Origin of the sequence: Streptomyces malaysiensis subsp. samsunensis, from assembly GCF_024519315.1 — a bacterium.
Lineage (GTDB): Bacteria > Actinomycetota > Actinomycetes > Streptomycetales > Streptomycetaceae > Streptomyces > Streptomyces malaysiensis.
Genome location: NZ_JANIIC010000102.1, coordinates 1 through 26,177, shown reverse-complemented (window position 1 = coordinate 26,177; position 26,177 = coordinate 1). Strand labels below are relative to the sequence as shown.

The window sequence follows — 26,177 nt, the reverse complement described above, 5'->3', positions numbered from 1 at the left end:
AGGAGGCCGCGGTGGCCGACCTGGTGCGGATCGCCGGGATGCGCTGGCAGATCGAGGAGTGCTTGTGCGCCACGAGGCGCTCTGCCGTATCCCCGGTTCAGCCGGGAGGAATTGGAGGGAGGTTCCTGGGTTCGATGGCTTACCTGATGCCGAAAGGCTTATAGGGACAAGAGCATGCCAGGAAACCAGCGACCGGGCCCAGACGCCAGGGGCGGTGCGTTGGGGAACCCGCGCGACATGGTGAAAGCTGTATTGCCTGAATTCCAATCTCCAGGGATGGAACTTCGCATCCTCCGGAACGGCGTCTGGAACCGGTGCCCGTGCCCTGCGGCGGCGATGAAGCACAACCGCCGCACCCTCTGGGAATGGGACGATGCCCAGCGAGGGTATTGAAGGAGATGAGTGGGACACCTACATCGCGCTGTTACGTACGGCAGAGACGAACGTGGGATCGCCTAAGGGACGCGAGTCCTAAGGCGACGGAGGCCCCGTAGTAGTCGTGGGAGTCACGCCCCACCAAGGACGGCGGGAAAACCGTCGGCAGGGCGAAGGGGGCCAGGTGATTGGACATCGACAGACCGAAAGGTATGCGAAATGCAGAGTGCCGAGACGGTGCTGGGTGTCCTGCGTGAACGCGGCAGGAAAGGGCTGCCGTGCACCGAACTGTATCGACAACTGTTCAACCCGCAGATATATCTGCTGGCCTATGGTCGCATCTACTCCAACAAAGGGTCGATGACGCCAGGGGCCACGCGGGAGACCGTGGACGGCATGTCGCGGGCGAAGATCGACCGCATCATCGATGCGATGCGCCACGAGCGCTACCGGTTCAGCCCGGCCAGGCGGACCTACATTCCCAAGAAAAATGGGAAGTTGCGCCCACTCGGCCTGCCAACGTGGTCGGACAAGCTCGTCGGTGAGGTGGTGCGCCTGTTGTTAGAGGCGTACTACGAGCCGAGGTTTTCCGACCGGTCTCACGGGTTCCGGCCCAACCGGGGGTGCCACACCGCGCTGCGCGAGGTGGCCAACACCTGGGCCGGGACGACCTGGTTCATCGAGGGAGACATCTCCGACTGCTTCGGGTCTTTGGATCATCACCGGATGATCGAGATCCTGTCGGGAAAGGTCCGCGATAACCGGTCCCTGCGGCTGCTGCGCAACATGCTCAAAGCCGGATATCTGGAGGACTGGGTATTCAACGCCACCCTCAGCGGCGCGCCGCAGGGCGGCTGCGCATCCCCCGTCCTGTCCAACATCTATCTGCACGGGCTGGATGAATTCGTCGAGACGGTTCTGATCCCGGAATACACCCGAGGGGCACGCAGGGCCCGTAACCCTGCCTACCTGGAGGTGGCCAACGCACTCGCACGAGCCCGTCGCCGCGGGAACCGTGAGGAAGCCCGGCGGCTTCGCGATCGGATGCGCACACTGCCGAGCTCGGACACCCACGACCCCGAATATCGGCGGCTACGGTATGTGCGGTACTGCGATGACCACCTGCTCGGGTTCACCGGACCCAAGGCCGAGGCCGAGGAAATCAAACAGCGACTGGCGACGTTCCTGCGCGAAGACCTCAAGCTGGAACTGTCCCAGGACAAGACGCTGATCACCCACGCCCGCACCAATAGGGCGCGTTTCCTCGGCTACGAGATCAGCGTGCAGCACGACGACAAGCAGCGCACCAAACGCGGCCACCGCGCCGTGAACGGCGCGATCAGCTTGCACGTGCCGGCATCGGTGATCAAGGCCAAGATCGCCCTCTACTCCAAGCGCGGTAAACCCGCGCGCCGCTCCCAAGTGATCAACTTCAGCGACCACGACATCGTGCGGATCTACGGAGCCGAGTACCGAGGCGTCGTCCAGTACTACCTGCTCGCCGGTGATGTCCGACGACTACACCGACTGCGGTGGGTCATGCTGACCTCCATGCTCAAAACGCTGGCCTCCAAGCACCACACGTCGGTCCGTAGGATCGCGGTCAAGCACAAGGCCAAAATCCAGACCCCACACGGGCCGCGCACGTGCTTCGAAGCCATCGTCGAACGTGGGAAAGGCAGCACACCACTGGTCGCCAGGTTCGGCGGCATTCCGCTGCGACGGCAGAAGAATGCGGTCATCACCGACCGCCACCCGGGTCGGCTCACCTACCCCCGTCGGGAACTGATCGACCGGCTCCAACGGGGTAAATGCGAGCTCTGCCAGCACACGGGCGAGGTGGAAGTCCACCACGTCCGTAACCTGAAGGAACTCGACCGAGCCGAACCCGCCCAGTGGAGACGAGTCATGGCCAAGCGGCGCCGCAAGACCCTTGTGGTCTGCGCCGACTGCCACGACCACATCCACCACCGGGAATCCACCTCACTCACGCAGTAGTCACCGGAGAGCCGGATGCCCGGAAAGCGGGCCCGTCCGGTTCGGAGGGAGGCCGCGCGAAAAAGGACCAGCACACCTGGCACCTCGCTGCGCGGCCGACCCTACCCAGGCCGCGAAGAACGAGTGCGGCCTGGACCAGTACGAGGTCCGCCGTTACATCGGCTGGTACCGGCACATCACCCTGGCAATGCTTGCCCATGCCTACCTCGCGGTCATGGCGGCCGACGCGGGAGCAAAGGGGGATGCAGAAACGCTTCCGGCCCCCTGGCTCCGCTCACCGTGGCAGAAGTCCGGCGGCTCCTGGCGCCTCGCCTCGCCGACAAACACCGAGCCGGCCGGTCGCTTCGCGCGCACATGCTGAACTGGTCACGCTGGCGCCGCAGACGCCAAGTCGTCGCCCGCCACTGCCACTACCGACGACGACTCCACTCATTGGAGGGCGGTCCGGCAAGACCGCCCCAGACACACCACCAGCCGACTACACTCCGGACAACGCCCCTGACCAGGCCAGATAGCGAAACGCTGCTGGAGTACTAGTTCAGACGATGGCGCCGGGGACCAGCAGGCACCATGCCAAGGCCGGAACCCCAGCGAACCGCACAGGACTGCCACGTCTCTGGAACTTCTCTTCGACCTGCGCTCCGTCATCGCTGTAGCTCAGGCGTCCAGAAGCCTGAGCACAGCGGTGACCAGTGGGAACTACACCACCGGCTGCCTGAGCTACGGGCTGGTCTTCTTCACCATCTGGTGGGCGTGGATGAACTTCACGTGGTTCGCTTCCGCCTACGACCCGGACGACGCCCGCTACCGATTGACCGTGCTCATCCAAATCACCGGGTTCCTCATCCTCGCCGCCGGCGTTCCCCGGGCGTTCCAGCAACGCGATCTACGCATCATCACACTGGGATAGGTCGTGCTGCGGACGGCACTGGCCGCCCTGTGGCTACGGGCCGCGCGCTCGGACACCGGTCGGCGGTGGACAGCTCTCCGCTTCGCCGCCGGAGTGACGGGCCGTCAGGCCGACTAGGTCGCGCTGCTCTTCATTCCGGCCCAGGCGCAGCTGCCGGGCATTATCGTGATGATCATTGCCGAGGTCTTGGTCCCGGCATGGGCGCAGTCCGCCGGGATGACGCCGTGGCATCCGCACCACATTGGCGAGCGCTACGAACTGTTCACTCTCATCGTGCTCGGAGAGTCAATCGCAGCAGCCACCATGGCAGTTCGCGACGCCTTCGACCGGCGCCACAACGCCGGGACACTGGGCACGCTGGCGGCAGGCGGCCTGCTCATGGTCTTCGCCATGTGGTGGCTGTACTTCGCCCGACCGGCACACACCCTGCCCGCCACGACGCACCAGAGTCACCGCAGGAGATTCACCTGGGCCTACGGCCACTACCTGATCTTCGCCTCGGCGACCGCCGAGGGAGCCGGCCTGGCGGCGTACGCCAAGCTGGCCACGCGGCACCCCGATCGCTATCCACCGGCAGCCGGTGCCGCAGTCACCATCCCTGTGGCGATCTTCCTGATCATCGTGTGGTCCACACACGTCAGGCCACACCAACGGAGCGGATTCGTGCAGCTTTCGTTTCCTGTTGCCGCCGTCGCAGTCCTGACGGCCACGTATTCTCCGGCACCGGCCCTCGTCACCGGGCTCCTGTTGACAGCCCTGGTCGTCGTGGTCACGGCGCCCCACCGGGCCGGGCGAGCGCGGGAACGGGAATGAGGTGAGAACGCGGCCGAGGCGTGCCGTAGCGAGCCGAGCCGTTGCCCGTAGCACTTCACCCTTCGGACTGCGCCTGAAGCTCGCCCCTGGCCCTGCGGCCGCATCCAGATCGCGGGGCTGCCTCCAACACCGCCCGCTGGGCATCAGTCAGTCACAACGGCGGAATCATCGGCCCCGGACGACTCATACCGAACTAACGACAAACGTCCGACTCAGGTCACTGGAGCCAACCGTCTTCCTCGCACAGCACCACTTCCAGGGTGCGCGGTCCGTGCACCCCCTCGACGCGGTCCAACTCGATGTCGCTGGTGGCGGACGGACCGGAGATCCAGGTGAGTGGTCGCGTCGGGTCGACCCGTTCGAGGGCCTGGGGGACGGAGGACACGACCTGGTCGGGGACGCGGACGACGCAGACGTGGTGGTCGGGGACGAGGGTGACGCGGCGGCGGCCCTGGTCGGGCGAGCCGTCGAGGACGATGGTTCCCGTCTCGGCGATCGCCACGGCACAGGCCGTCACGACGCTGTCGACCCCGTCGAGTTCGGCCGGGGTGTTCGCGGCGTGGTCATAGATCCGGGTCGCGTCCACAGCCTTGATCCAGTACGCGGGCAACTCAGGAGGTACGAGGACGGTCTGCGCGCCGCGCTCGGCGAGCAGCCGCATGACGACCTCCGACAGCTTCTCGTCGGTGCACCGGTGGACGATCGCCCGATAGTCCGCGAGGTTCTCCGCGAGCAGCTCGACCGTCTCCTCGGTCGTGCGTGCGCCGTGCTCGCGCAGGTAGCCGCGGTCGATGTCCGTCTCGTACGTGGCCGGTTCCCCGGTCGGGCCGCCGAGCGCGCGCCGCACCCGGCCCAAGATCACGTCCCTGCTCCTCACTTGTCTGCGTCCTTTCCACCGTTCGTCCGTTGCCACCAGTCGCGGAACGGTTCGGCCGGCACCGTGGGCAGGTCTCGTGTTGCCGTCCATGCTTTGCCCGGGCCCGGGATGGTGCGGGGGTGGAAGCGGCGGGTGCGGGCGGCCAGGCGCTGGCCGGTGGCGAGGGCTGCCGGGTGGGTGAACAACCAGCGGGAGGCGCGCATCGCGGCCCGCTCGGCGGCGTGCCCCTTCGCGGGCTTGAGCCGCACCTTGGTGCCGCGTCGGGTCGCCGGGCCGCCCTCCGCGACGCGCTCACGCAGGTGGACGAGGACTTCGGGGATGTCGATGGCGACCGGGCAGACTTCGTAGCAGGCGCCGCACAGGGAGGAGGCGTAGGGCACGGAGGCGTCGATCTCACTTGTGGTGCCGCGGAGTTGAGGGCTGAGGATGGCGCCGATGGGGCCAGGGTAGACGGAGCCGTAGGCGTGGCCGCCGGTGCGTTCGTAGACCGGGCAGACGTTGAGGCAGGCGGAGCAGCGGATGCAGCGCAGGGCCTGGCGGCCGACCTCGTCGGCGAGGGTGTCGGTGCGGCCGTTGTCAAGCAGCACCAGGTGGAAGGTATGCGGCCCGTCGGTATCGGTCGTGCCGGTCCACATCGAGGTGTAGGGGTTCATGCGCTCGGCCGTCGAGGAGCGGGGCAGGGTTTGGAGGAAGACTTCCAGGTCTCGCCAGGTGGGGACGATTTTCTCGATGCCGACGACGGAGATGAGGGTCTCGGGAAGGGTCAGGCACATGCGGCCGTTGCCTTCGGATTCGACGACGACGAGGGTGCCGGTCTCGGCGACCATGAAGTTGGCTCCGGAGATGCCGACCTTGGCGCGCAGGAACTTTTCGCGCAGGTGGAGGCGGGCGGCCTCGGCGAGTTCGGCCGGGGTGTCGGGCAGCCCGTCGGGGGCCGGGCGGCCCCAACGGGCCATCTCCTTGACGAAGATGTCGCGGATCTCGCCGCGGTTGCGGTGGATGGCGGGCACCAGGATGTGGGAGGGGCGGTCCCCTCCGAGTTGCACAATGAGTTCAGCGAGGTCGGTCTCGTAGGCGTGGATGCCTCTCGCCTCCAGGTGTTCGTTGAGGCCGATCTCCTGGGTGGCCATCGATTTGACCTTGACGACCTCGCTCTCGCCGGTCTCGCGGACCAGGCGGGTGACGATCCGGTTGGCCTCGTCGGCGTCCGCGGCCCAGTGCACGGTGCCACCCGCGGCTTGCACGGCTTCTTCGAGTTGGATGAGGTAGCGGTCGAGATGACGGAGTGCGTGATCCTTGATCTGACGTCCTGCTTCGCGAAGACCGGCCCAGTCGTCGAGTTCGGCGACCGCGCGGGCGCGCTTGTCGCGGATGGTGTGGGTGGCGTGCCGCAGGTTGGCGCGCAGCGTCTGGTTTCGTACGGCGTCGTGCGCGGCCTTGGGAAAGGCTGGCATCCCGACGAACGTGCCGCTCATCCCGCTCATGACAGGGGTTCCTCTTCCGTGCTCGCCAGGATCTGTGCGATGTGCACCGGCCGCATGCCCATCCGCAGCCGGGCCATCGTGCCGCCGATGTGCATCAGGCACGAGTTGTCAGCCGCGCACAGCACCTCGGCGCCCGTCGAGGCCGCGTTGCGCACCTTGTCGGTGCCCATCGCGGATGAGACATCGGAGTTCTTCACGGCGAAGGTGCCGCCGAACCCGCAGCATTCCTGCGCTCCGGGCAGCTCGACCAGTTCAAGTCCCTTGACGGCACCGAGGAGCCGGGTGGGGCGGTCGCCCAGGCCCAGCGAGCGCAGGCCGTGGCAGGTCGGGTGGTAGGTGACCGTGTGCGGGTAGTAGGCGCCGACATCGGTGACGCCGAGCACGTCGACGAGGAACTCGGTGAGTTCGTACGTCTTCGGGATCACCGGTGCCAGGGTCGCCGCGAGGCGGTCGCCGCGGCCCTCCCCGCGGGCGCGTTCGCCCATGCGCGGGTACAGCTCGCGCACCATCGCCGCGCACGAACCGGACGGCGTGATGATCGCGTCGTACTCGCCCGAGGCGATCCCGGGGCCGAAGACACCGGAGTAGTGCCGGGCCAGTGGTTCGGCCTCGTGCCGGTAGCCGGTGTTGTAGTGGGGCTGCCCGCAACAGGTCTGGGTGGTCGGGAAGTCGATGTCCACGCCCAGTCTGGTGAGGAGTTTCACCACGGCACGGCCGGTGTCCGGGTAGAGCGTGTCGTTGACACAGGTCAGGAAGAGCGCGACACGCGTCATGGCCCGTCCTTTCGATCGTGCGGACGGCTTTGGGGCTTGTGACAAGGCGGCCTGGTCACTGTGTGCGCAGCCTCAGTCCTTGCATCCCGCCGTCGACCGCGAGGTCCGTGCCGGTGGTGGCACCGGAGCAGGGGCTGGCCAAGTAGGCGACGGCGTGGGCGACTTCCTCGGCGCTCACCAGTCGTCCGCTCGGCTGGCGGGCCGCCAGGGCGGTGCGCTCGGCGTCGGGGTCGTCCGCGGCTGAAAGGAGACGTGCTACCCAGGGCGTATCCGCCGTGCCGGGGTTGACGCAGGACACCCGAATGCCCTCGCGTAGATGGTCGGCTGCCATCGCACGGGTCAGGGCCAGGACGGCGCCCTTGCTCGCCGAGTACAGGGCCCGCTGGGGCAGCCCGACGGTCGCCGCGATCGAGCACATGTTGACGATCGCGGCGTGCCCGTCGCCCCCGGCTGCGGCCTTGCGCAGCGCGGGCAGGGCCGCAGCCGTGACGCGGGCGATGCCGATGACGTTGACGTCGAGCACGCGGTGCCACTCGTCGGGGGCGTTGTCCTCGACGGTGCCCTGGGCGCCGATTCCGGCGTTGTTGACGAGTACGTGGATGTCACCGAGCTCGTTCGTCACCGTGTCGACGCCCGTACGGACGGCCTCGTCGTCGGTGACGTCGCAGTGGACGTGCAGGAACGGCTCGTCGGTCTCGGCCAGGTCGAGTACGGCGACTTCGGCGCCCCGCGCGTGCAGTTCGCGGGCGGTGGCCAGACCGATGCCGGAGGCGCCGCCGGTGACCACGGCGACGAGGCCCTCGTATTCGGGCCGTGTGGCGCGGTGTTTGTCGGTGGTGTGGGTCATCGTCCGTCCTTCGCCTCGACCATCGTCTGACGCTGCCTGCCGAGTTCGTCGCCGTCGAGTTCGACGACGTCGCCGGCGCTCAAGTAGGGGAAACGTCCTGAGAGGGCGACGCCCTCCGGGGTGCCGGTGAGGATGAGGTCGCCCGGTTCGAGGGTCATGAACTGGCTGAGCCGGTACATGATGTCGGGCACGGAGAAGATGAGGTCGGCAGTGCTGGAGTCCTGGCGGGGCTCGCCGTTAACGCGGCTGCGCAGACGTACCGCCGCCGGATCGAGTTCGTCGGCGGTGACCAGCCACGGGCCCACGGGCGTGAACGTGGGCGCGGACTTGCCCTTGGACCACTGTCCTCCGGAGCGGTGCAGCTGCAGCTCGCGCTCGGAGACGTCGTTGGCGAGGACGTAACCGGCGATGCGGGCGGCGGCGTCGGCGGGCGAGTCGAGGTAGCTGGTCTGCCGGCCGATGACGACGCCGAGTTCGACCTCCCAGTCCGTCATGGTGCTTCCCCGGGGGATCGTGACCGGGTCGTCCGGGCCCACCACCGTGTTGGGGTGCTTGAAGAACACGACGGGCTCGGTGGGTGGTTCGGCGCCGGACTCGGCCGCGTGCCTGGCGTAGTTCATGCCGACGCAGACGACCGCGGTGGGCCGGGTGATGGGCGGGCCGTGGCGCAGCCCCGCGGTGTCCCGGAGTTCGGGAAGGGTGCTCGGATCGAGTGCGGACAGTTGGTGTTCGAGGAATTCGGGTGTCACGTCCGTGGTGACGTCCCGCAGGTCGAGGACGCGGTCGCCGTCGATGACGACCGGTATTTCCTGTCCTGATGGGCCCAGTCGGGCGATGCGCATGGTGGTTCTTCCTCAATTCGCCTGTGGCCAGGTTGGGTTTAGGCGTTTGGTGGTGCGTTCGGTGGTACGGGGTCAGCGGTAGGTTCCGGTCGAGTCCCGGAGGGCGTCGACGGTGGTGGCGGCGAGGTCGCGGCCGCGGGTCTCGGGGCCGAGGCCCACCGCGAGGCCGCCGATGACGCAGGCGGCGATGACGAACAACGCGACGCCCCAGGAGCGGCCTCCCGTCGCGGCGACGAGGGCGACGGCGATGAGTGGGGTCAGTCCGCCGGTGACGGCGCCGGCGACCTCCCGGTACAGGGCGAGGCCGGTGAAGCGGGACCGTGCGGTGAACAGCTCGCTATAGTAGGCGGCTTGCGGGGCGAACATGCAGCCCACGCCGATGCCCATGCTCACCACGACGGCCAGGGTGACGGCGAGCGAGGTGTGCGCGTGGTCGATGACCCAGAAGTACGGGAAGACGAAGGCGGCGGAGAAGATGATGCCGGCCAGGGCCACCGGTTTGCGGCCGACGCGGTCGGTGAGATGGGCGAACAAGGGGAGGGCGACGGCTGTCACGGCGGTGCCGACGGTGATGGCTATGGGGCCCGTCGAGCTGGAGAGTTTCAGGGTGTCGGTGAGGTAGGCGGCCAGGAACGTCAGGTTCAGGTAGGCGACGACGTTCTGCGCGGTCTGCAGGCCGAAGACGACCAGGCCGGCCTTCCATTCGGTGCGCACGACCTCGCGTACGGGTGAGACCTCGGCGGTCTTCGAGCGTTCCTGGGCGGCTTCGAACGCCGGGCTCTCGGTCAGCCGCAGGCGGATGATCAGGGCCACGGCGATGACCAGCACGCTGGCCGCGAACGGGATGCGCCAGCCCCAGGCCAGGAACTGGTCTTCCGGCAGCTGGGTCACCAGCGCGAAGGCGCCGGCGGCGAGGAGGATGCCGATGTAGACACCGACGCTGGGCGCCGCGCCGAAGAGTCCGCGTCGTCGCGGCTGGGAGAACTCGGCCGCCAGGATGGCTGCCCCACCGTATTCGGCTCCGGCCCCGAGCCCCTGGACGGCGCGCAGGATGACCAGCAGGACGGGAGCGAGGACGCCCACTTGCTCGTACGTCGGGACGAGTGCCATGCCGACGGTGGAGGCGCCCATCACCAGCAGGGTGATGACCAGGACGCGTTTGCGGCCGAACAGGTCGCCGAGGCGCCCGAAGAGGACACCGCCGAGCGGCCGGATGAAGTAGCCGATGGCAAGTGTGCCGAAGGAGGCGAACAGTGAGGCCGTGGGGTCGAACGACGGGAAAATGATCTTGTTGAAGACGAGGGCCGCGGCCGTGCCGTAGAGGTAGAAGTCGTACCACTCGAGCGCGGAGCCGACGAGGGAGGCCAGCAGGACTCTGCGGCGGTGCGCGGTGGCGGTATGGGTGGGCTTCGCCGATGTGAGGGTGGACATCGTCGTCCTCCTGTTGCGGAAAGGAGCAGCGGGCGGTGGCTCAGGCGACGCGTCGGTCGTCGATGGCGTCGCGGTTCCAGGCGATGCCGAGTCCCGGCTCCTGGGGCGCGTGCGCGAGGCCGTCGGCGACGTGCAGCTGACGGGTGGTCACGGCGCGGAGTTGAGGGATGTACTCGACGTAGCGGGCGTTGGGCACGGCGGCGGTGAGGCTGACGTGGATCTCCATCAGGAAGTGCGGGCAGACCTCGGCCCCGAACGCCTCGGCGAGATGGGCGACCTTGAGCCAGGGAGTGATGCCGCCGATCCGGGACACGTCGGGCTGCACGATGCCGACGGCGCCGCGCTGCAGGTACTCGCGGAAGTGGCCCAAGGAGTACATGGACTCCCCGACCGCCACGGGGACGGTCGTCGAGGCGGTCAGTCGTTCGTGCCCGGCCACGTCGTCGGCGGGCAACGGCTCCTCGAACCAGCCGACGTCGTACGGTTCGAGGAGGGCGGCGCGGCGCACCGCCTCGGCTGGGGTGAAGGCTTGGTTGGCGTCCACCATGATGTCCATGTCGGGGCCGACAGCTTCGCGGACGGCCCGGATACGCGCCGCGTCCTCTCTGGGGGTCGGCTTGCCGATCTTCACCTTGACTCCGGAGAAGCCCTGGTCACGCGCATTGAGGGCGCCCGCGACCAACTCGCCCTCGTCGAGCTGGAGCCAGCCGTGCTCGGTGTCGTACACCGGCACGGCCGACCGGTATCCGCCGGCGACACGCCACAGCGGCTCACCGGCCCGCAGGCAGCGCAGATCCCACAGCGCCAGGTCCACGGCGGCCAGGCCCAGAGCGGTGATCGTGCCGACCATCGTGGCCCGGGTGCTGTTGTACATCGTCCGCCAGGCGCTCTCGATCTCACGGGAGTCGTGACCGATGAGCGAGGGCAGCAGGTGGTCCCGCAGCATCGCGAGGACGGCCCGGCCGCCGGTGCCGATCGTGTAGGAGTAGCCGGTGCCGGTCAGCCCGTCGTCCGTCGTCACCTCGACGAAGAGGGTCTCCTGCTTGAGGAACGCCTGCGTGGCGTCCGTACGCACCGTCTCCACCTCGATGTCGACCAGATATGCCTCCGCCTTGATCACTCGTGTCACTGCTGCTCCTGATTCTTGAAGGTGTCGTGTGCCGCTGCTCTCGTGGACGGCGCGGTGTCGAGAGCGGCGACGAGCGCCAGCACCGCCGTGCACACCGGCGCGGCGAGCGCGTGCGTGCGGGCCCGGCGGACGACGGCTCCGAGCAGTCCGTCGTACTCGAGGCGGCGTCCGGCGAGGCGGTCGGCGAGCATCGACGAACCGGCCCCGGCCGGGCGGGCGTCGATCCACGCGAGGACGTCCTCGACGGCTTCGGCCGGCAACCGGGCGCCCTCGGCCCGGCCCACCGCGGCCACTTCGGCAAGCATCGTGACCGCCAGATTCCGAACGGACGGGTCGGCGAAGACCTCGACGCGGCGGCAGGTGAGAGCCGTGAGGGGGTTGGCGACGGCGTTGACCATGAGCTTGCGCCAGGCCGCGGTGGTGAAGTCGGTGACGATGCGCACGCCCAGCCCGGTCCGGTCGAGGAGTGGGCGGGCGCGGCGCCCCGGCCCGTCGTCGCCGATGACCAGGCCTGGACCGTCCTGCCGGATTTCCACCCGGTCCCTGTCGTGCCGTTCGGCGTTGAAGTGGACCAGAGCCGGCACTACCTGGTGGCGTGGGACGTGGGGCGCCACCAGCTCCCGGTGCTCGATGCCGTTCTGCGCGACGACGACCAGGGTGTCGCTGTCGACCAGCCGCTCGAGCCAGGCGCGTGCCGCGTCCCCCTGATGCAGCTTGGTCGCCACCACCACCCAGCGGAAGAGGTGCACGCGGGCTGGTTCGCTGCGCCACTCCACGTCGACGGTCCGCATCCCGTGCTCATCACTCGACGTCACCGCGGACACCGGCGCCGTGCCGGGCCGTCCGCACAGCGTCACCGGGTGCCCCTGCCCGGCCAGCCGGGCCGCGAGCGCAAGGCCGACGGCGCCTGGACCGACCACCGCGACGGGGTCGCGCCCCGGGGTGCTCAGCATTCCTACCGCACCTCATTTTCCTATAGGAAATTTTAATGAGCAACAGAATGCTATAGGAAAGACCGCATGGCAATAGCTTTCGCGCTGGCCAGTTCGGAACGGAGCCTCAGTCGCCTGCGCCGAGCTCACCTCGCCCCGGTCGGCTGAGGCACTGATCCCGGCCGAGGGGGGCGAGCGCCGTGGCCAGCCAAGGGTTGACGGCAGCCCGCAAGGTACATCACGCGGAGGCCCCAGGCCGTGACCGGAAGCGCCGAGGCGCCGGCGGACAGAGCATGCTCAAACGACAAACGGCGTGCGGACCCCTCATGAGCAGGGATTCTCTATGATTCATGCCATGACTGATGGGACTGGGCAGGATGCGCTGACCGATCGCGTGTACGAAAGCGTCAAGGCGATGGTCATGGACCACGAGATCGCGCCTGGCGCCCGCGTGAGCATCGAGGGACTGGCTCGTCAGCTCGATGTGTCGGCGACCCCGGTGCGAGAGGCGCTCGCCCGGCTCGAGTCGGATCGGCTCGTGGTCAAGCGGCCCAACGCCGGCTATCGCGCCACCGACCTGCTCGACCCCAACGCCCTGCTCGACCTGTTCGAGATGCGGCTGTTGCTCGAACCCCGGGCCGCTTCACTGGCCACGGAGAACGCGAACGATGACGAACTGCACCAACTGCGGTCCATCGTGGAGGAGATGCGCCGCCAGCCCGAGCTGGGCGAGAAGTACTCTGGCTATCGCCGATTCGCCGCGCTCGACCAGGAGTTCCACGATGTGCTGGCCCAGGCCGCGGGGCGGCCGCTGCTCGCCGACGCGGTGAACCGCCTCCACGCCCACCTGCACATGCTGCGGCTGAACAGCGCGCCCGGCTCTGTCGACGCCACCGTCGCCGAGCACGAGCACATCCTGCACGCTCTCGTGCAGCGCAACCCGGAGAAGGCAGCCGAGGCGATGGCCACGCATCTGCGCTCCAGCCGGGTGCGCCACCGCCCGCGACCCCCGGCGTCTCGCCCTACGCGTAGCCGGACCGCGTCCCGCTGAGCGAACGCGCCTGAAAGATCGTGTAAGTCCGTGATGCGACAGGCTGGTCAAGCCTCGGCCTCGGGCCTTGACCAGCATGGATGGACAGAACATGACGGACAACGACGCCCCGACCGCCATACCGGTCGGGGACAAGCTGGTGGACGAGGTCGTCGAGCGGCTGATGAACCGCGCCGACGCACCAGGAGCCACCCTGCTGGGCGAGGGCGCGCCTTTGAGTGAGGTCACCCGTGCGGCGCCGGAACGGGCCCTGGATGCCGAACTGAGCGAACACCTCGGCTAAGAGATGGCGGTCACTGGTGCACGATCGCCCGGGCCGGGCGTGGTCGTGGCACTCGTGGCCGCCGCGGGGCTGGTCGTCCCGCTTGGCCGCGCCGGGCGGGCAACCGGAGGACGCCGCATTGTGCGCTCGCCCGGGACGCTGCCCCGCGAGCTCGGGCGTCCTGTCAGGAGTCGCCAGTGCTCCTCAGGCGCGACCTCGACGCCCCCAGGTGGTGGTGCATGGCGTGCGCCGCGGCCTCCGGGTCCTTGGCGCGGATGGCGTCGAGCACCGCCTGGTGCTCGGCGACGGCCTCACCGGCGATGCTGTGCCGGAAGTAGCGGCGGTAGCTGTGGGTGTGCGCGCGGAACCGGCGCAGTGTGTCGGCCATGGGCGGGCTGCGGCTCGCTTCGGCGATCGCATGATGGAAGGCGGCGTCGAACTCCACGAAGCCACGAGCCCGGCGATCGACAGCTTCGTACCGGACCAGGTCGCGATCCATGAGCAGGCTCATCAGCGCCTGGAAGACCGACTCACGCACCCTGATCTTGACCGATCCACGGGAGTCCGAGCCGTTCTTCGCGGCCGCGACCGGCTTCGCTCGTTGTGAAATCTTCGCGCCGTCTGGGTTGACGCACGATCGGAACACCTGCATCCTCTTTCAAATCCTATAGGATCTGATCCGCGATCAAGGTCCTCTCAATGCGGAGGATGACCCTCGTGACCATTCCCAACTGGTTCGGTGAAGCAGCCTTCGGACTCTTCGTCCACTGGGACCATGCCAGCCAGCAAGGCGTGGAGATCGGCTGGCCGCTGGTCGGCCATTCGATCCTTCCGGGCCGTACCAAGCCTGAAGCCGACATCACGGTCGCGCAGTACCAGTCGACCGCCGCGACTTTCGATCCGCAATACTGGGATCCGCGGGCGGTCGCCCGCCTCGCCCGCGCCGCCGGTGCGCGTTATGTCGTCTTCACCGTCCGGCACCACGCCGGCTACTCGATGTACCACACCGAACATTCGGACTTCTCCATCGCGGCGTCACCGTACGGACGCGACATCACCCGCGAGTTCTTCGACGCGCTGCGCGCCGAGGGTCTGCGGGTCGGCGTCTACTACTCGCTGCTGGACTGGAACCATCCGGACTACCCGGCGTTCACCGACGCAGACCGCCCCTACCCGCACGACCGGTACCGTCGGCCGTCGCCGGAGCGGTGGGCGCGCTACATCGACTACGTCAAGGGACAGCTCACCGAGCTGCTCACCCGATACGGGACGATCGACCTGCTCTGGTTCGACGGGGAGTGGGAACGCACCGCGGAGCAGTGGCATGCCGCCGAGCTGCGCGAGCTGATCAAGTCGCTACAGCCGGAAGTGATCATCAACGACCGGCTGCCGGGCCAGGGCGACTACGCCACTCCCGAGCAGGGTATGCCGCGCCGTCCGCCGGGCGGACCGTGGGAGCTGTGCCTCACCATGAGCGACAGCTGGGCGTACCGGCCCGACGACCTGGACTACAAGAGCCCGCGCCTGCTCGCCGGCTACCTCAGCGAGGTCGTCTCGCGCGGCGGCAACCTCCTGCTCAATATCGGGCCGCGCGGCGACGGGTCGCTCGTGCCGACCGAGGTGGCCATACTCAAGCGGCTCGGCGCCTGGCTCGCCAGCCACGGCGAGAGCCTCTTCGGCGCCGGGCCGGCGCCCGAACGCCTCGACTTCCACGGCCCCGCCACCCAGCACGGCGACACCATCTACCTGCACTTGCTGCTGCAGCCGCAGGATCTCCTCGTCGTGCGCAACGTGCCCATCGGCTCGGTGGCCGGGGTGCGCATGCTCGGCACCGAGCAGCCTCTGGAGTACTCCATCAATGAGGAAGTGCACAAGGCCAACGGCGCCGAGGACGAGCCCCTCGGCGAGCTCTTCATCTCCGTGCCGCCACCGACCGGCGCCCTCATCGACGTCATTGCCATCGAACTGTCCAACTCCCGGAAAGACGAGTCACATGCGGGCCTCTAGCGCTTCCACGGCGGCCAGACGCGCCGCCGTCCTGCTCGCGGCCGCGAGCATCCTCTCGGCGTGCGGCACCGGTCCGGGCGCTTCCTCCGGCGACGGCAAGTCGCTACGCGTCCAGATCCCCGCCGGGCCGATGGCCGATCGGATGCAACAGGTCGGCAAGGACTTCGAGAAGGCCAACCCCGGCACCAAGGTCACCTTCGAGAGCGTCGACTCCAACAGCTCCCGCGGCCCAAACGTGGCCCTGCTCAGCTCGACCGCCACCCCGGACATCGGCTACCTCCAGCGCAGTACCGGCGTCTGGTCGGCGCTGCTGAAGAGAAAACAGCTCACCCAGATCGACGATGTGTGGAATGCCGCGGGTCTGGCACACAAGTACGCCAAGAGCCAGACCGACTACTACACGACCAACGGGCACCACTACGGCGTCCTCTACGAGGAACTGCTGATCGCCCCGATCTACTACAACAAGGCGGCGTTCGCCAAGGCCGGCATCCCCGACCCGGCCGATCACCAGGTTGCCTCCGTGACCGAGTTCGAGTCCATGGTGGCCAAGGTGAAGGCCGCAGGGTACGAGGGCCTGGGCGTCGGTGGATCGAGCCCGTACGACCTGGGACACACACTCGACGCGCTGTTGCCCACCGCGGTGTCGAAGAGCGACTACCAGGCCATGCTCACGAACTTCAAGCCGGGGTCGCCGACGCACGTCAGGTACACCGATCCGGGCTTCGCAAAGGTCCTGCGGACCATCCAGGACTGGCAGAAGAAGGGTATCTTCCAGAAGGGGATGCTCGGCATGGACACCACGCAAGCCCAGGCGCTGTTCACCAGCGGCAAGCTCGCGATGCTGCAGGGCGGCAACTACAGCCACGCGGACCTGAAGGCGGCCAAGCCGTCGTTCGACATGGGCTGGTTCCTGCTTCCGCCGCTCACGAAGAGCCGCACGACGCCGTTCGACGCCTTCAACGGCGACACCTTCGTCATCCCGGCCAAGGCAGGCAACCCGGGACTGGCCAAAAAGTTCCTCAAGTTCTTCATGACCGACAAGTACCAGGTCAGCGTGGTCGCCGCCAGCGGCTCCCTGCCGGTGTTCACCTCGATCCAGCCGTCGAGCCTGTCGAACCTGGGCGACCTGGTGCAGCAGCAGTTCGAGCTGTCCAAGTCCGTCGGACTGGTCAACATCTGGGACTCAACCGTGCCGTCCACGCTCGGGCAGGCGTTCGCGGTGCCGGTGCTGCAGAAGCTCGTCTCCGGCAAGCTGACCCCGCAGCAGGCAGCCCAGCAGTTCCAGACCCAGCTGGAAAAGCTACAGTCCGGCAAGGTCTCCGGGGCGACGGACTGATGACCGCCCAGGAGATCCCTCCGGTTGCGGCCCGCGCCACCGCCCGCAGTCCGCGCCGGAATACACAGAAGTTCCCGATACTGATCCTCGCACCGGCGCTGGTGCTGATGGCCCTGCTCATCGCCTACCCGGTCGCGGAGTCGGTGCACATCAGCCTCGGCTCATGGGACGGCATCGGAGCTGTCACCTATCGCGGGCTGGCCAACTACCGGCGGCTCATCAACGACTCGCTGGTCCGGCAGTCGATCGTGACAAGCCTGGTGTTCTTCGCCGGCACCGTGGTCTTCACCGTGGTGATCGCGACCTTGCTCGCCAACGCGATCAACCGGAAGGTCCCCGGCGCCCGCGTCTTCAAGACCATCTGGTTCCTGCCGGTGATCGTCCCGGTCAGCGTCGCGGGCGTCTTCTGGTCCAACTCGTTCCAGCCCTCCACCGGCGTGGTGAACACAGTGCTCGGTTCACTCGGACTCGGCGATGGACACGCCTGGCTCGCCTCGCCGACGACCGCGCTCGTCGTGACGATCTTCGTCGCGGTGTGGACGCAGACCGGGTACGCGATGCTGATCCTGCTGGGCGCGATGGACACCATTTCCCCCGAGGTCCACGAGGCGGCCACGCTCGATGGTGTGTCCGAGGCCGGACGGCTTCTCCGGATCACACTGCCGAACATCGTACCGATGCTCGGTACGGTCACGACCCTGATGTCGGTGTTCTCCTTCAACGCCTTCGGCATCATCTACGCGATGACCCGGGGCGGGCCCGGCAACGCCACGAGCATCCTGCCGGTGCTGGTCTACAAAGAGTCGTTCGTCGACCAGGACTACGGCTACGGCTCGGCCACCGCCGTCGTGACGACGCTGATCGTCAGCGTCATCGGCTTCCTGGTCCTGCAACTGTTTCGCCAGCAGCGGCTGGACGCGCGATGACGGCCCCGACGACACCGGCCCGGCGCGCGGAGACCCGGACAGCCGGCATGGCGGCAGGCGCACGCCGGCACGGACGGCTCCGGCGCCGCGGCCCGCTGTGGTACCTCGGGTACCTGCTGCTGCTCGTCTGGACGTTGATCACCATCGTCCCGTTCCTGTCGATGCTGTTGCTGTCACTACATCCGACGGCCGACATCTACGCCCATCCGCTGGGCCTCAGCGGTCGCTGGATGCTGTCGAACTACTACACCGCCTGGCGCGGCACAGTCGGCGGGGCCCCTCTGCCGACGTACATCGTCAACAGCCTGCTGGTCACGCTGTGCAGCCTCGGTATCGGTGTGACCTGCGGCAGCCTCGCCGGCTACGGCCTGGCCCGCGCGGCCCGCGCACTGTCGGACGTGGTCAGCCGCATCATGGTGCTCGCGCTGAGCATCCCGCTGGTCGTCGCGCTGATCCCGACGTTCGAACTCCTCGGCAGGTACCACCTCCTCAACAGCGTGCTCGGCATCTCGCTGGTGTACGCGGCGTTCATGACGCCGACCATCGCCCTGATCATGCGGTCGGTGTTCGCCGCCGTGCCGCGCGAACTGCTCGAGGCGGCCAAGATCGACGGGTGCGGGGAGTTGGCCGCGCTGCTGCGCGTCGTCCTGCCGATCAGCAAGGGCGGCTTCATCTCGGTATCGATGCTCGGTCTCATCTTCGTCTGGAGCGAGGTGCAGTTCGGCGTGGTCCTGTTGACCCGCCCGCAGAACCGCACGCTGTCGGTCGGGCTGCTGTCCTTCCAGGGACAGTTCGTCAGCGATCAGGGAGCCTTCTTCGCCGGCCTCACCCTCGCGACGTTTCCTATCGTCATCCTCTTCCTCATCTTCCAGCGCTACGTCACGAGCGGCATCACGCTGGGCGCCCTCAAGTGAGCCGTACCGTGCCCCGATCCAGGAAACACACGACATGACCCGAATCGAACGCATCGACGTCCAACAGGTGGATCCCGAGTCGGCGGCCGTACACGCCGATGCGATACAGCCCTACGGCGACTCGCCGGTACGGCGCCCGCGCAGGTCCCACAACACGGTGTCGACGGCGGCGAACCCCAGCGAGGTGATCGCCCCGACGGTCGTCGCCCGAGTCTGGTCGAGCATGTGCGCCCACAGCGCCTCGACGGGCCGGGCGTCCCGCCCCAGCAGCGCCGGGACCAGGTCCCGGATGCGCGACACGACGGCCCGCCTGGCGGGTGGCAGGCGGCGCCCACGAGCGGCTGCCCGTCTACGACGCCGAGGGCGGCCGACTGCACCTGCCGATCGAAGAAATCGTGGCAGGTGCGCAGCGGTCAGCCGCGGCCGGACTGCGCGGCGTGCAGATCAAGGTGGGCAGGCCGTCGCCGGCCGAGGACGCCGAGCAGTTCGCGGCCGTCCGCGTGGCCATGGGCCCGGAGCTGGAGGTGACGGTCGACGCGACCAGGCATTCCCGGCCGCCGAGGCGATCCGCCGCGCTCGTACGAGCCACTCGACATCGCCTGGTTCGAGGAACCTCTGCCAGCCGACGACCTGGCCGGGCACCGCCGGATGTCCGCCTCGATCGGCGGGCCGGTGGCGGTCGGCGAGTCGCTGTACTCCGTCCTCCAGCGGTTCGGCGCCTACCTGGCCGCGGGCGCGGCCAGGATCGTCCAGGTCGATGTCGCCCACGTCGGCGGGATCACCCCCTGGCTGAAGGTCACACACGTCGCCGAGGCTTGCAACGTCGCGGTGAGCCCACACTTCCTCATGAAACTGCACGTCAGCCTTGCCGCGCCCGTGCCGGACGGGATCTTCGTCGAACGCATCCCGCAACTCCAGGCGATCAAGCACAGCACACTCACCATCGAGGGCGGCTGCCTGGCCGCCCCCGACGTACCCGGCATCGGAATTGACTGGAACCCCGACGCCCTGGACGACCACCGGGTCGTCTGAACGACTTAAGGAGCCTTGATGAAACGGGTGGCGACCGTCATCCGGCTGCGGCCGGAGAAGGAACAGGAGTACCGGAAGCTGCACACGACCGTGTGGCCGGAGGTGCTGGCCGCGCTGGACCGCGCCCACATCGGCAATTACTCGATCTTCCTCCGGGACGGCCTGTTGTACAGCTACTACGAGTACACCGGGGACGATCTGCACACCGATCTGGCGCGACTCGCCGAGGACGAGCGGACGCAGCAGTGGTGGCAGCTGACCGATCCCTGCCAGGAGCCGGTCACGTCGGCGGCCGACGGCGAGTGGTGGGCGCCGATGGAGGAGGTGTTCCATGACGACGGACCGCGCTGAAGCCGCCGAAAGCGCGGCGGGGCCGCCACGTATCGACGCCCACCACCACGTGTGGGACCTGTCGGTCCGGGACCAGCCATGGACGCGGGACCTGCCCGTACTGCGCCGCGACTTCACCATGACCGACCTGGCACCGCAGCTCGACGCGCACGGCATCGACGCGACCGTAGTCGTCGAGACGGTGAACTCGGCGGACGAGACCGTGGAGCTGCTGCGGCTGCACGCGCGCGACGCCCGGGTCGCCGGTGTCGTCGGCTGGGCCGACCTCACCGTCCCCGACCTCGCCGACGTCCTGGACCGGCTGCGCGCGGCGGAGGGCGGCACCGGCCTGGCCGGTCTGCGGCACCAGGTTCAGCGCGAACCGGCCGGCGCGGCAGAGGGAGACTGGCTGCTGCGCCCGGACGTCGCCGCCGGGCTGGACGTCCTGGGCGACCGCGGGCTGGTCTTCGACCTGATCGTCACCGCCGCACAGCTCCCCTCCGCGATCGAGGCGGTACGGCGCCACGCCGGCACGTCCTTCGTCCTCGACCACGCGGGCAAGCCACCCGTCGCGGCGGGCGCGATCGAGCCGTGGGCGACGCACATCGCCGAGCTGGCGGCCCTGCCGAACGTCGCGGTGAAGTTCTCCGGCCTGCTCACCGAGGCCGGCGATGGGCAGCGCGACGCCGAGCACCTGCTCCCGTACGCCCGGCCGCTGCTGGAGGGCTTCGGTGCTCGGCGGCTGATGTTCGGCTCGGACTGGCCGGTGTGCACCCTGGCCGCCGACTACGGGCACACGTTGTCGATCATGGCGGAACTGCTGGAGACGCTCGACGACGCGGACCGGGCCGCCGTGTACGGGGGCACCGCGAACCGCTGGTACGGGCTCGCCGCCCGCAGCGGGGCCGCCGCGTGAACCGCCGGCGGATCGGACGGACCGGCGTCCACGTGACCGAGCTCGGCTTCGGCAGCGCGCCGATCGGCAACCTGTACGCCGCCGTCGACGACGAGCAGGCACAGGCGACCGTCGACGCGGCCTGGCAGGCCGGCGTCCGGTACTTCGACACGGCGCCGCACTACGGGCTCGGCCTGGCCGAGCAGCGGCTCGGCCAGGCGCTGGCGACCAGGCCCCGCGCCGAGTACGTGATCTCGACGAAGGTCGGGCGACTCCTCGTCCCCAACGACGATCCGCGTGGCACGGATCTCGACTCGGGGTTCGCCGTGCCGGACACGCTGCGGCGGCGGCTGGATTACTCCGCTGCCGGGGTCAGACGCAGTATCGAGGACAGCCTGACCCGGCTGGGCGTCGACCACGTCGACATCGTCCTCGTACACGACCCCGAGCTGCACGTCCCGCAGGTGATCGCCGAGACGGTGCCGGAGCTGCTGCGCATGCGCGACGAGGGCCTGGTCTCGGCGGTCGGCGTCGGCATGAACTACTGGCAGCCGCTCGCGGAGATCGTGGACCGCTGCGACGTGGACGCCGTGATGCTCGCCGGACGCTGGACCTTGCTCGACCGTTCCGGCGAGCCGCTGCTGCACCGCTGCGCCGAGCGCGGCGTGTCGGTGCTCGCGGCGGCGCCGTTCAACTCCGGCATTCTCGCGCGGACCGAGCCGGGCGAGGACGACACCTTCGACTACGCGCCGGTGACCGAGCCGGTACTGCGCCGCGCCCGCGAGCTCGCCGCGCTCTGCCGGGCCGCGGGCATCGAGTTGGCCCACGCCGCGCTCGGCTTCCCGCTGCGGCGGCCGGAGGTGGCGTCGGTGGTCGCCGGCATGGCCTCCCCCGACCAGGTGCGCCTCGCTGCGCGGCGGGTCGACGAGCCCATCCCTGACGCGCTGTGGTCGCGAATACGGCCCGCGGCACCGCTGCCCGAGGGCGCGTTCAGCCGGCCGCCGTCGCCATGAGCACGGCGTGCACAACCCCTCTCTGAGGATAGGAACACCACCCACCATGGACGACAACAGGTTGGAAGCACGCCTTGGCCAGGCCGTGCGCGACCGCATGGAGCCAGCCGTCCACCGCGACCGCGCGCCGCTCACCGTTCGGACCTTGTGATCCGGAAGAACGCGGCCGTCTCCGGGGTGCCCTGAGCGGGAAGGTACAGCCGTGCGTCGGTGGCGCCGACGTCCGCGGGGCTGCCCGCGTTGCCCGTGGCTGTCCAGCGGTCCTGTCGGGTGCCGTCCACCTCGCCGCCGTCCTCACGCGCCACGTGCCGCGGCGGCTCAGAGAGCGCGGTCGGGTAACCGGTCCACCGCCAGCGAGTGCGGATTAGCACCGACCAGTTTCTCCTCCCTCGTCGCCGACGCGAAGAGCGGGAAGCCGGACGGCGTGGTCATGCCCTGACGCACGCCACCCGTCCTGACCCGGCCACAGCGGAGGGCGGCGGCCCCGAAAGTCCCGGTGCCGCCGCCCTCCGGCAATGACATGCTCCGTCCTGCACGAGTACTCCTACACGAGCAGGACGAACATCACCGCCATCCCCAGTGCCATCGCCGCATGGCAGCCGATCGCCAGGGCGTCGACGACGCCTCCGCCCGGCGCCGCGGCTGCCCGGACCGGCCGGGCGGCCGGGTCCAGGGCTCGCGCCCGGTCGAGCGCACGGGCCAGCCAGGCCAGGCCGATGCCGGCCAGGACGGCGGCGAGCACTCCCGCCACCAGTCTCGGTCCCGTACCGGCCAGGGTCATGGCGGCGAGCCCCGAGGCATCGGCCATGTGCATGCCGTGCATGCCTCCGCCAGAGTGGCCCGCCATCGTGCCGGAGGAGTTCATCGCCGCGACCATCCAGGCCATGGCTCCCATCATCAGAACGCGCGGCCACGCGGCGAGCACCGCCCCGAATCGGGAACGGTCGCCGGCGCGAAAGGGTGCTGCGGCGAGGAACCACAGCGCTCCCGCCCAGAACAGCACGACCTGGGGCTGGGCCGGCAGGTGCATGCCCCACGGCCAGGCCATCGCCGCCATCAGCACGCCCATCGCCGCATGGAGCGCGTGGTCCAGCCGGTCGGCGACCTCCGTCCCGAGCAGGACGGCCCGCCACACCCCGTAGACGACGGGTGCGGCGAACAGCACGGTCAGGATCCATCGCAGTCCGGTCGCGGCGATCACGCGGCCACCCCCGCCCGGCGTCGCCGGACCGCTCCCACGGCCACGTCCACCAGGACGAACAGAAGCAGTGGCAGACCGAAGAACGGCACGTAGTAGCCGATGACCGCGGCCAGCAGCACGATCGGCGCGAGCACCCGGCCGGGCACCCTGCGCCAGGCCCCGGGCGCGGGGGCACGTCCGACGGTGAAGCCTTCCACGCGGGTAGGCCGACGCAGCCACCACATGCGGTAACCCCACAGGGTCATTGCAATCACGCCGATGGCGAGCAGCGCCAGAACGATCTGGTTGGTGAGGCCGAACAGCAGCCCCATGTGCGCGTCGATGCCCCAGGAGGTCAGTTTCGCAAGCAGCGGGTAGTCGTCGAAGTCGAGCTTCTGCGTCACCTTACCGGTGGCCGGGTCGACCGCAACGGAGTCCTGCTGCTCGGGCCAACTCCGCGTGTTCTCCGCCACGACGTACGCGGAGTCCGCGTGGGCGGGCGCGGTGATGACGAGCACGCCGACCAGGCCGGCGTCGCGGCCCGAGGCGACGACCGCGTCGATGCCGACGTCCTTCGTCTCGCCTCCCGTGCCTCCGTCCGGGCCCCCGGTGGGGGGCAGGGCGGTGGAGACCGCAGGGGTACTGCCGCCCAGAGCGTCCTGGATTTTCCCGATGCTGGCGCCGGCGTGGGCGGACCAGGTCAGGCCGGTGGCGGACAGGGCGAGCAGACCGACAGAGGCCCACAGACCGACCGCGCCGTGCCAGGAGCGGGTGCGTTTACGGCCCTTGGCGCCGCCGCGCGGCAGCAGCAGGCGGCGCAGCCGCTGACGATTGGACGGGGTACCGGCCCACAGCGCGAGTCCCCCGAGCACCTCCACCCACAACCAGCTCGCGGCGATCTCGCTGTAGTTGCGGCCGAAGTCACCCAGATGCAGGTTGCGATGCAGGTCGTCGAGCCAGGCCCGCGCCGGAAGCCACTGGCTGAACGTTTTCAGCTCCCCGAGCACCTTGTTGTCATACGGGTCGACGAACGCGGTGAGCGTGTAGCCCTCGGGCAGGCCGTCCTTGCCGAAGGTGACGCGGATGGAGTCGGTGGGCTCGGCTCCTTGGGTGACCGACAGCAAGGTGCCGTCGGGTACCGCCCGTTTCGCCGCGGCCACCTGATCGGCCAGCGGTTCGGCCGTTCCGCGCGGTGTCACCTCGAGTTCGTGCTTGTACAGGAGTGACTCGACCTGCGGCGTGACGGTGTAGGCGAGTCCTGTCACAGTGGCGACGAAAATGAACGGACCGATGAGGATGCCGGCGTAGAAGTGCAGGCGCAGTAGCAAGGGCCGCAGGCTGCTCCACAGGCCCGGCGCGGCGGCGGGGACAGGACCGGAAAGCGGCTCGCCCGTCGACTGCGGCGACGGTGGTACGTCCACGTCCGCTTCCCGGCTCACGGCCTGCGTCGCCGGCGTGGAATTCGCGCCCAGCTGCATCCGGCTTTCGGATATCTCGGACTCTCTCCTCCGGTGCTGTCGTCGACCTGTACGGCGGTCGCGGACCAGTAGTCGGGGCGGAACCGGAGGAAGTTCCCGACCTTAAAGGTGAGCCAGGCCACTTTCCCCGAGGTCCGTGTCCACGCGACGGGCCGTCAGGCCACGATCGCCTCGAACCGGCAGGGTGTCGGGATCGTCCGCCATCATCTCGGCCAGGCTCGACCGGGCCCAGGAGACCTGGAAGCGGACGGTGGCGAATGGACACCGGGCCACTTCCGCGGCCTTCGCGTACCGCAGTCCGTACATCTGCGTGAACAGAAACGCCTCATGCCGGTCGCAGGGCAGGGACTCGGCTAGGTGCACCAGTCGCAGCAGCACGGCCAATCACCTTGCCGCAGTGAGCGCCAGCCTTGCGAGAGCGCCCGTTCGGGCGAGGGCCGACCGGGCGAGCTCACCATGGCGAAACGCGAGGAGCTGAGGCATCTGCGCGGGCACAACGTCGAGCAGGCGCAGACGAGTGAGGTGTTGGAGAAGCCGCGGTCTTCTTCGCGGACGAGAGCGATCAGTGAACGAGACGTACGCGTTCACCGAGGCGGAGAAGAGCACTCCTGGCGTCCCTTCCCTGTGCCGTCTGCTGGAGGTGGCCCGGTCCTCCTTCTATCCCTGGCTCGCCTCGGCGAAGAGGCGAGCGGCCCGGCACGCTGTCGACGAGGCCCCTGGCCCACGAGATCACCGTCATCCACGCCGCCTCCCGCCATACCTATGGTGTCCTGCGGATCCAAGCCGAACCGCGAACGTGTCGTCCGCGTGATGCACGAGCACGGCATCCAGGGCGTCACACGCCATGCCGACGTGCTCTTCGCGATGCTCCGCGACGGCTCCTTCTACCAACCACCAACCCCGATCACCCTTGACCAAAGCCATAGGGGCCCCCGAAACCGGCCCCACCACGCCCCGACACACCGTCAGACCTGCACTCACGCAGCAAGGTGACACCGCCGGTTCAAGGAGCAAGTCGGACCAGCATCCAGCCGCCGCTGCGGCCGGAAGGGGACGAGCGGGTGTGGCAGCCCGAAGGAGTCAGGCCAGCCCCCGACCTATGGCCTCACGTCGAGACGCACGAGTGCGCCAATCTTCACCAGTTGGTCCGGCAGTGCAGGTCGGAGACGGGCGGGCCCGTGAGGTCGGCGAACGAGGGGACGGTGACGACGAAACCGTCACGTGGTGGGGTCTGGTCATCAAGGGCTGCCACGCCACACGCAACGGCCTCACGAACGAGATCGCGGACCACACAGACCTGACACCGAGCTGGTTCGACATCCTGATAAGGTCCGGGGGG

Annotated in this window: 25 protein-coding genes and 4 pseudogenes; 15 read left to right on the top strand and 14 right to left on the bottom strand. The window is 68.8% G+C overall.

All coding sequences use genetic code 11. The annotated features are described in order from the left end of the window. Window positions 1-594: 594 nt before the first annotated feature. The 3 genes and pseudogenes from NQU54_RS45395 to NQU54_RS45385 all read left to right on the top strand — a co-directional run bounded on the left by NQU54_RS45395 (window position 595) and on the right by NQU54_RS45385 (window position 4,096). Window positions 595-2,373 (top strand): reverse transcriptase/maturase family protein, encoded by a 1,779-nt coding sequence (locus NQU54_RS45395; protein ID WP_257636145.1) that lies wholly within the window; start codon window positions 595-597, stop codon window positions 2,371-2,373. Window positions 2,374-2,479: 106 nt separating this feature from the next. Further along, a pseudogene (locus NQU54_RS45390) lies at window positions 2,480-2,734 on the top strand (IS701 family transposase); the annotation flags it as partial. Window positions 2,735-2,884: 150 nt separating this feature from the next. After that, a pseudogene (locus NQU54_RS45385) lies at window positions 2,885-4,096 on the top strand (low temperature requirement protein A). 217 nt (window positions 4,097-4,313) lie between these two features. Here the strand turns inward: NQU54_RS45385 and NQU54_RS45380 are convergent. The 8 genes from NQU54_RS45380 to NQU54_RS45345 all read right to left on the bottom strand — a co-directional run bounded on the left by NQU54_RS45380 (window position 4,314) and on the right by NQU54_RS45345 (window position 12,432). After that, a complete protein-coding gene (locus tag NQU54_RS45380; RefSeq protein ID WP_257636144.1) occupies window positions 4,314-4,973 on the bottom strand; it encodes a LutC/YkgG family protein in 660 nt (219 codons plus the stop codon). After that, on the bottom strand, window positions 4,970-6,448 hold the full coding sequence (locus tag NQU54_RS45375) for a lactate utilization protein B (protein ID WP_257636147.1): 1,479 nt from the start codon (window positions 6,446-6,448) through the stop codon (window positions 4,970-4,972). The genes NQU54_RS45380 and NQU54_RS45375 overlap by 4 nt, the downstream gene beginning before the upstream one ends. A 5-nt stretch (window positions 6,449-6,453) precedes the next feature. Continuing rightward, window positions 6,454-7,230, bottom strand: a complete 777-nt coding sequence (locus tag NQU54_RS45370) for a (Fe-S)-binding protein (protein WP_257636143.1) — start codon at window positions 7,228-7,230, stop codon at window positions 6,454-6,456. 55 nt (window positions 7,231-7,285) lie between these two features. Continuing rightward, window positions 7,286-8,077, bottom strand: coding sequence for an SDR family NAD(P)-dependent oxidoreductase (locus NQU54_RS45365; protein WP_257636142.1), 792 nt, complete (start codon window positions 8,075-8,077; stop codon window positions 7,286-7,288). After that, window positions 8,074-8,919, bottom strand: a complete 846-nt coding sequence (locus tag NQU54_RS45360; RefSeq protein ID WP_257636141.1) for a fumarylacetoacetate hydrolase family protein — start codon at window positions 8,917-8,919, stop codon at window positions 8,074-8,076. The genes NQU54_RS45365 and NQU54_RS45360 overlap by 4 nt, the downstream gene beginning before the upstream one ends. 72 nt (window positions 8,920-8,991) lie before the next feature. Then, window positions 8,992-10,350, bottom strand: coding sequence for an MFS transporter (locus NQU54_RS45355; protein ID WP_257636140.1), 1,359 nt, complete (start codon window positions 10,348-10,350; stop codon window positions 8,992-8,994). A gap of 40 nt (window positions 10,351-10,390) precedes the next feature. Further along, complete coding sequence (locus tag NQU54_RS45350) at window positions 10,391-11,479, bottom strand: mandelate racemase/muconate lactonizing enzyme family protein (RefSeq protein ID WP_257636139.1); 1,089 nt, start codon at window positions 11,477-11,479, stop codon at window positions 10,391-10,393. After that, window positions 11,476-12,432 carry a 2-dehydropantoate 2-reductase gene (locus NQU54_RS45345; RefSeq protein WP_257636138.1) on the bottom strand — a complete coding sequence of 319 codons (957 nt, stop codon included), beginning with the start codon at window positions 12,430-12,432 and terminating at the stop codon, window positions 11,476-11,478. The genes NQU54_RS45350 and NQU54_RS45345 overlap by 4 nt, the downstream gene beginning before the upstream one ends. Before the next feature lie 334 nt (window positions 12,433-12,766). Here NQU54_RS45345 and NQU54_RS45340 point away from each other — a divergent pair, with 334 nt between their 5' ends. Beyond that, entirely contained in the window at window positions 12,767-13,462 is a 696-nt protein-coding gene (locus tag NQU54_RS45340) for a GntR family transcriptional regulator (RefSeq protein ID WP_257636137.1), read from the top strand. Between the two features lie 91 nt (window positions 13,463-13,553). Beyond that, a pseudogene (locus NQU54_RS45335) lies at window positions 13,554-13,742 on the top strand (IS256 family transposase); the annotation flags it as partial. Between the two features lie 166 nt (window positions 13,743-13,908). Here the strand turns inward: NQU54_RS45335 and NQU54_RS45330 are convergent. Next, complete coding sequence (locus NQU54_RS45330) at window positions 13,909-14,370, bottom strand: FCD domain-containing protein (protein ID WP_257636135.1); 462 nt, start codon at window positions 14,368-14,370, stop codon at window positions 13,909-13,911. 71 nt (window positions 14,371-14,441) lie between these two features. On the opposite strand from NQU54_RS45330, the gene NQU54_RS45325 reads away from it, so the two are divergent. The 4 genes from NQU54_RS45325 to NQU54_RS45310 all read left to right on the top strand — a co-directional run bounded on the left by NQU54_RS45325 (window position 14,442) and on the right by NQU54_RS45310 (window position 18,910). Then, complete coding sequence (locus NQU54_RS45325; protein ID WP_257636134.1) at window positions 14,442-15,731, top strand: alpha-L-fucosidase; 1,290 nt, start codon at window positions 14,442-14,444, stop codon at window positions 15,729-15,731. Beyond that, the gene (locus NQU54_RS45320; protein WP_257636133.1) at window positions 15,718-17,070 is read left to right on the top strand and encodes an ABC transporter substrate-binding protein; all 1,353 of its coding nucleotides are present in this window, start codon (window positions 15,718-15,720) and stop codon (window positions 17,068-17,070) included. The genes NQU54_RS45325 and NQU54_RS45320 overlap by 14 nt, the downstream gene beginning before the upstream one ends. After that, window positions 17,070-17,996 carry a carbohydrate ABC transporter permease gene (locus NQU54_RS45315; protein WP_257636132.1) on the top strand — a complete coding sequence of 309 codons (927 nt, stop codon included), beginning with the start codon at window positions 17,070-17,072 and terminating at the stop codon, window positions 17,994-17,996. Before NQU54_RS45320 ends, NQU54_RS45315 begins: the two co-directional genes overlap by 1 nt. A gap of 134 nt (window positions 17,997-18,130) precedes the next feature. Beyond that, window positions 18,131-18,910, top strand: a complete 780-nt coding sequence (locus tag NQU54_RS45310; protein ID WP_257636131.1) for a carbohydrate ABC transporter permease — start codon at window positions 18,131-18,133, stop codon at window positions 18,908-18,910. 111 nt (window positions 18,911-19,021) lie between these two features. Here the strand turns inward: NQU54_RS45310 and NQU54_RS45305 are convergent, their stop codons facing one another. Next, on the bottom strand, window positions 19,022-19,210 hold the full coding sequence (locus tag NQU54_RS45305) for a hypothetical protein (RefSeq protein ID WP_257636130.1): 189 nt from the start codon (window positions 19,208-19,210) through the stop codon (window positions 19,022-19,024). A gap of 17 nt (window positions 19,211-19,227) precedes the next feature. Here NQU54_RS45305 and NQU54_RS50440 point away from each other — a divergent pair. The 5 genes and pseudogenes from NQU54_RS50440 to NQU54_RS45285 form a co-directional block, all read left to right on the top strand. Then, a pseudogene (locus NQU54_RS50440) lies at window positions 19,228-19,410 on the top strand (mandelate racemase/muconate lactonizing enzyme family protein); the annotation flags it as partial. A 46-nt stretch (window positions 19,411-19,456) separates the two neighbouring features. Next, window positions 19,457-19,942, top strand: coding sequence for an enolase C-terminal domain-like protein (locus NQU54_RS45300; RefSeq protein WP_308408545.1), 486 nt, complete (start codon window positions 19,457-19,459; stop codon window positions 19,940-19,942). An 18-nt stretch (window positions 19,943-19,960) separates the two neighbouring features. Beyond that, a complete protein-coding gene (locus NQU54_RS45295; protein ID WP_257636129.1) occupies window positions 19,961-20,293 on the top strand; it encodes an L-rhamnose mutarotase in 333 nt (110 codons plus the stop codon). Next, window positions 20,274-21,188, top strand: coding sequence for an amidohydrolase family protein (locus NQU54_RS45290; protein ID WP_257636128.1), 915 nt, complete (start codon window positions 20,274-20,276; stop codon window positions 21,186-21,188). The genes NQU54_RS45295 and NQU54_RS45290 overlap by 20 nt, the downstream gene beginning before the upstream one ends. After that, a complete protein-coding gene (locus NQU54_RS45285) occupies window positions 21,185-22,180 on the top strand; it encodes an aldo/keto reductase (protein ID WP_257636127.1) in 996 nt (331 codons plus the stop codon). Before NQU54_RS45290 ends, NQU54_RS45285 begins: the two co-directional genes overlap by 4 nt. A 131-nt stretch (window positions 22,181-22,311) precedes the next feature. On the opposite strand, the gene NQU54_RS50435 is transcribed toward NQU54_RS45285, so the two are convergent. From NQU54_RS50435 to NQU54_RS45265, 4 genes are all read right to left on the bottom strand, one after another. Further along, on the bottom strand, window positions 22,312-22,551 hold the full coding sequence (locus NQU54_RS50435; protein WP_372506410.1) for a hypothetical protein: 240 nt from the start codon (window positions 22,549-22,551) through the stop codon (window positions 22,312-22,314). A 173-nt stretch (window positions 22,552-22,724) separates the two neighbouring features. After that, complete coding sequence (locus NQU54_RS45275) at window positions 22,725-23,381, bottom strand: DUF5134 domain-containing protein (RefSeq protein ID WP_257636126.1); 657 nt, start codon at window positions 23,379-23,381, stop codon at window positions 22,725-22,727. Beyond that, entirely contained in the window at window positions 23,378-24,838 is a 1,461-nt protein-coding gene (locus tag NQU54_RS45270) for a PepSY-associated TM helix domain-containing protein (protein ID WP_306279750.1), read from the bottom strand. Before NQU54_RS45270 ends, NQU54_RS45275 begins: the two co-directional genes overlap by 4 nt. A gap of 102 nt (window positions 24,839-24,940) precedes the next feature. Beyond that, entirely contained in the window at window positions 24,941-25,216 is a 276-nt protein-coding gene (locus tag NQU54_RS45265) for a hypothetical protein (protein WP_257636124.1), read from the bottom strand. Window positions 25,217-25,991: 775 nt separating this feature from the next. Here NQU54_RS45265 and NQU54_RS45260 point away from each other — a divergent pair. Beyond that, window positions 25,992-26,177: hypothetical protein (locus tag NQU54_RS45260; protein ID WP_257636123.1), on the top strand; the 186-nt coding region annotated here is incomplete at its 3' end.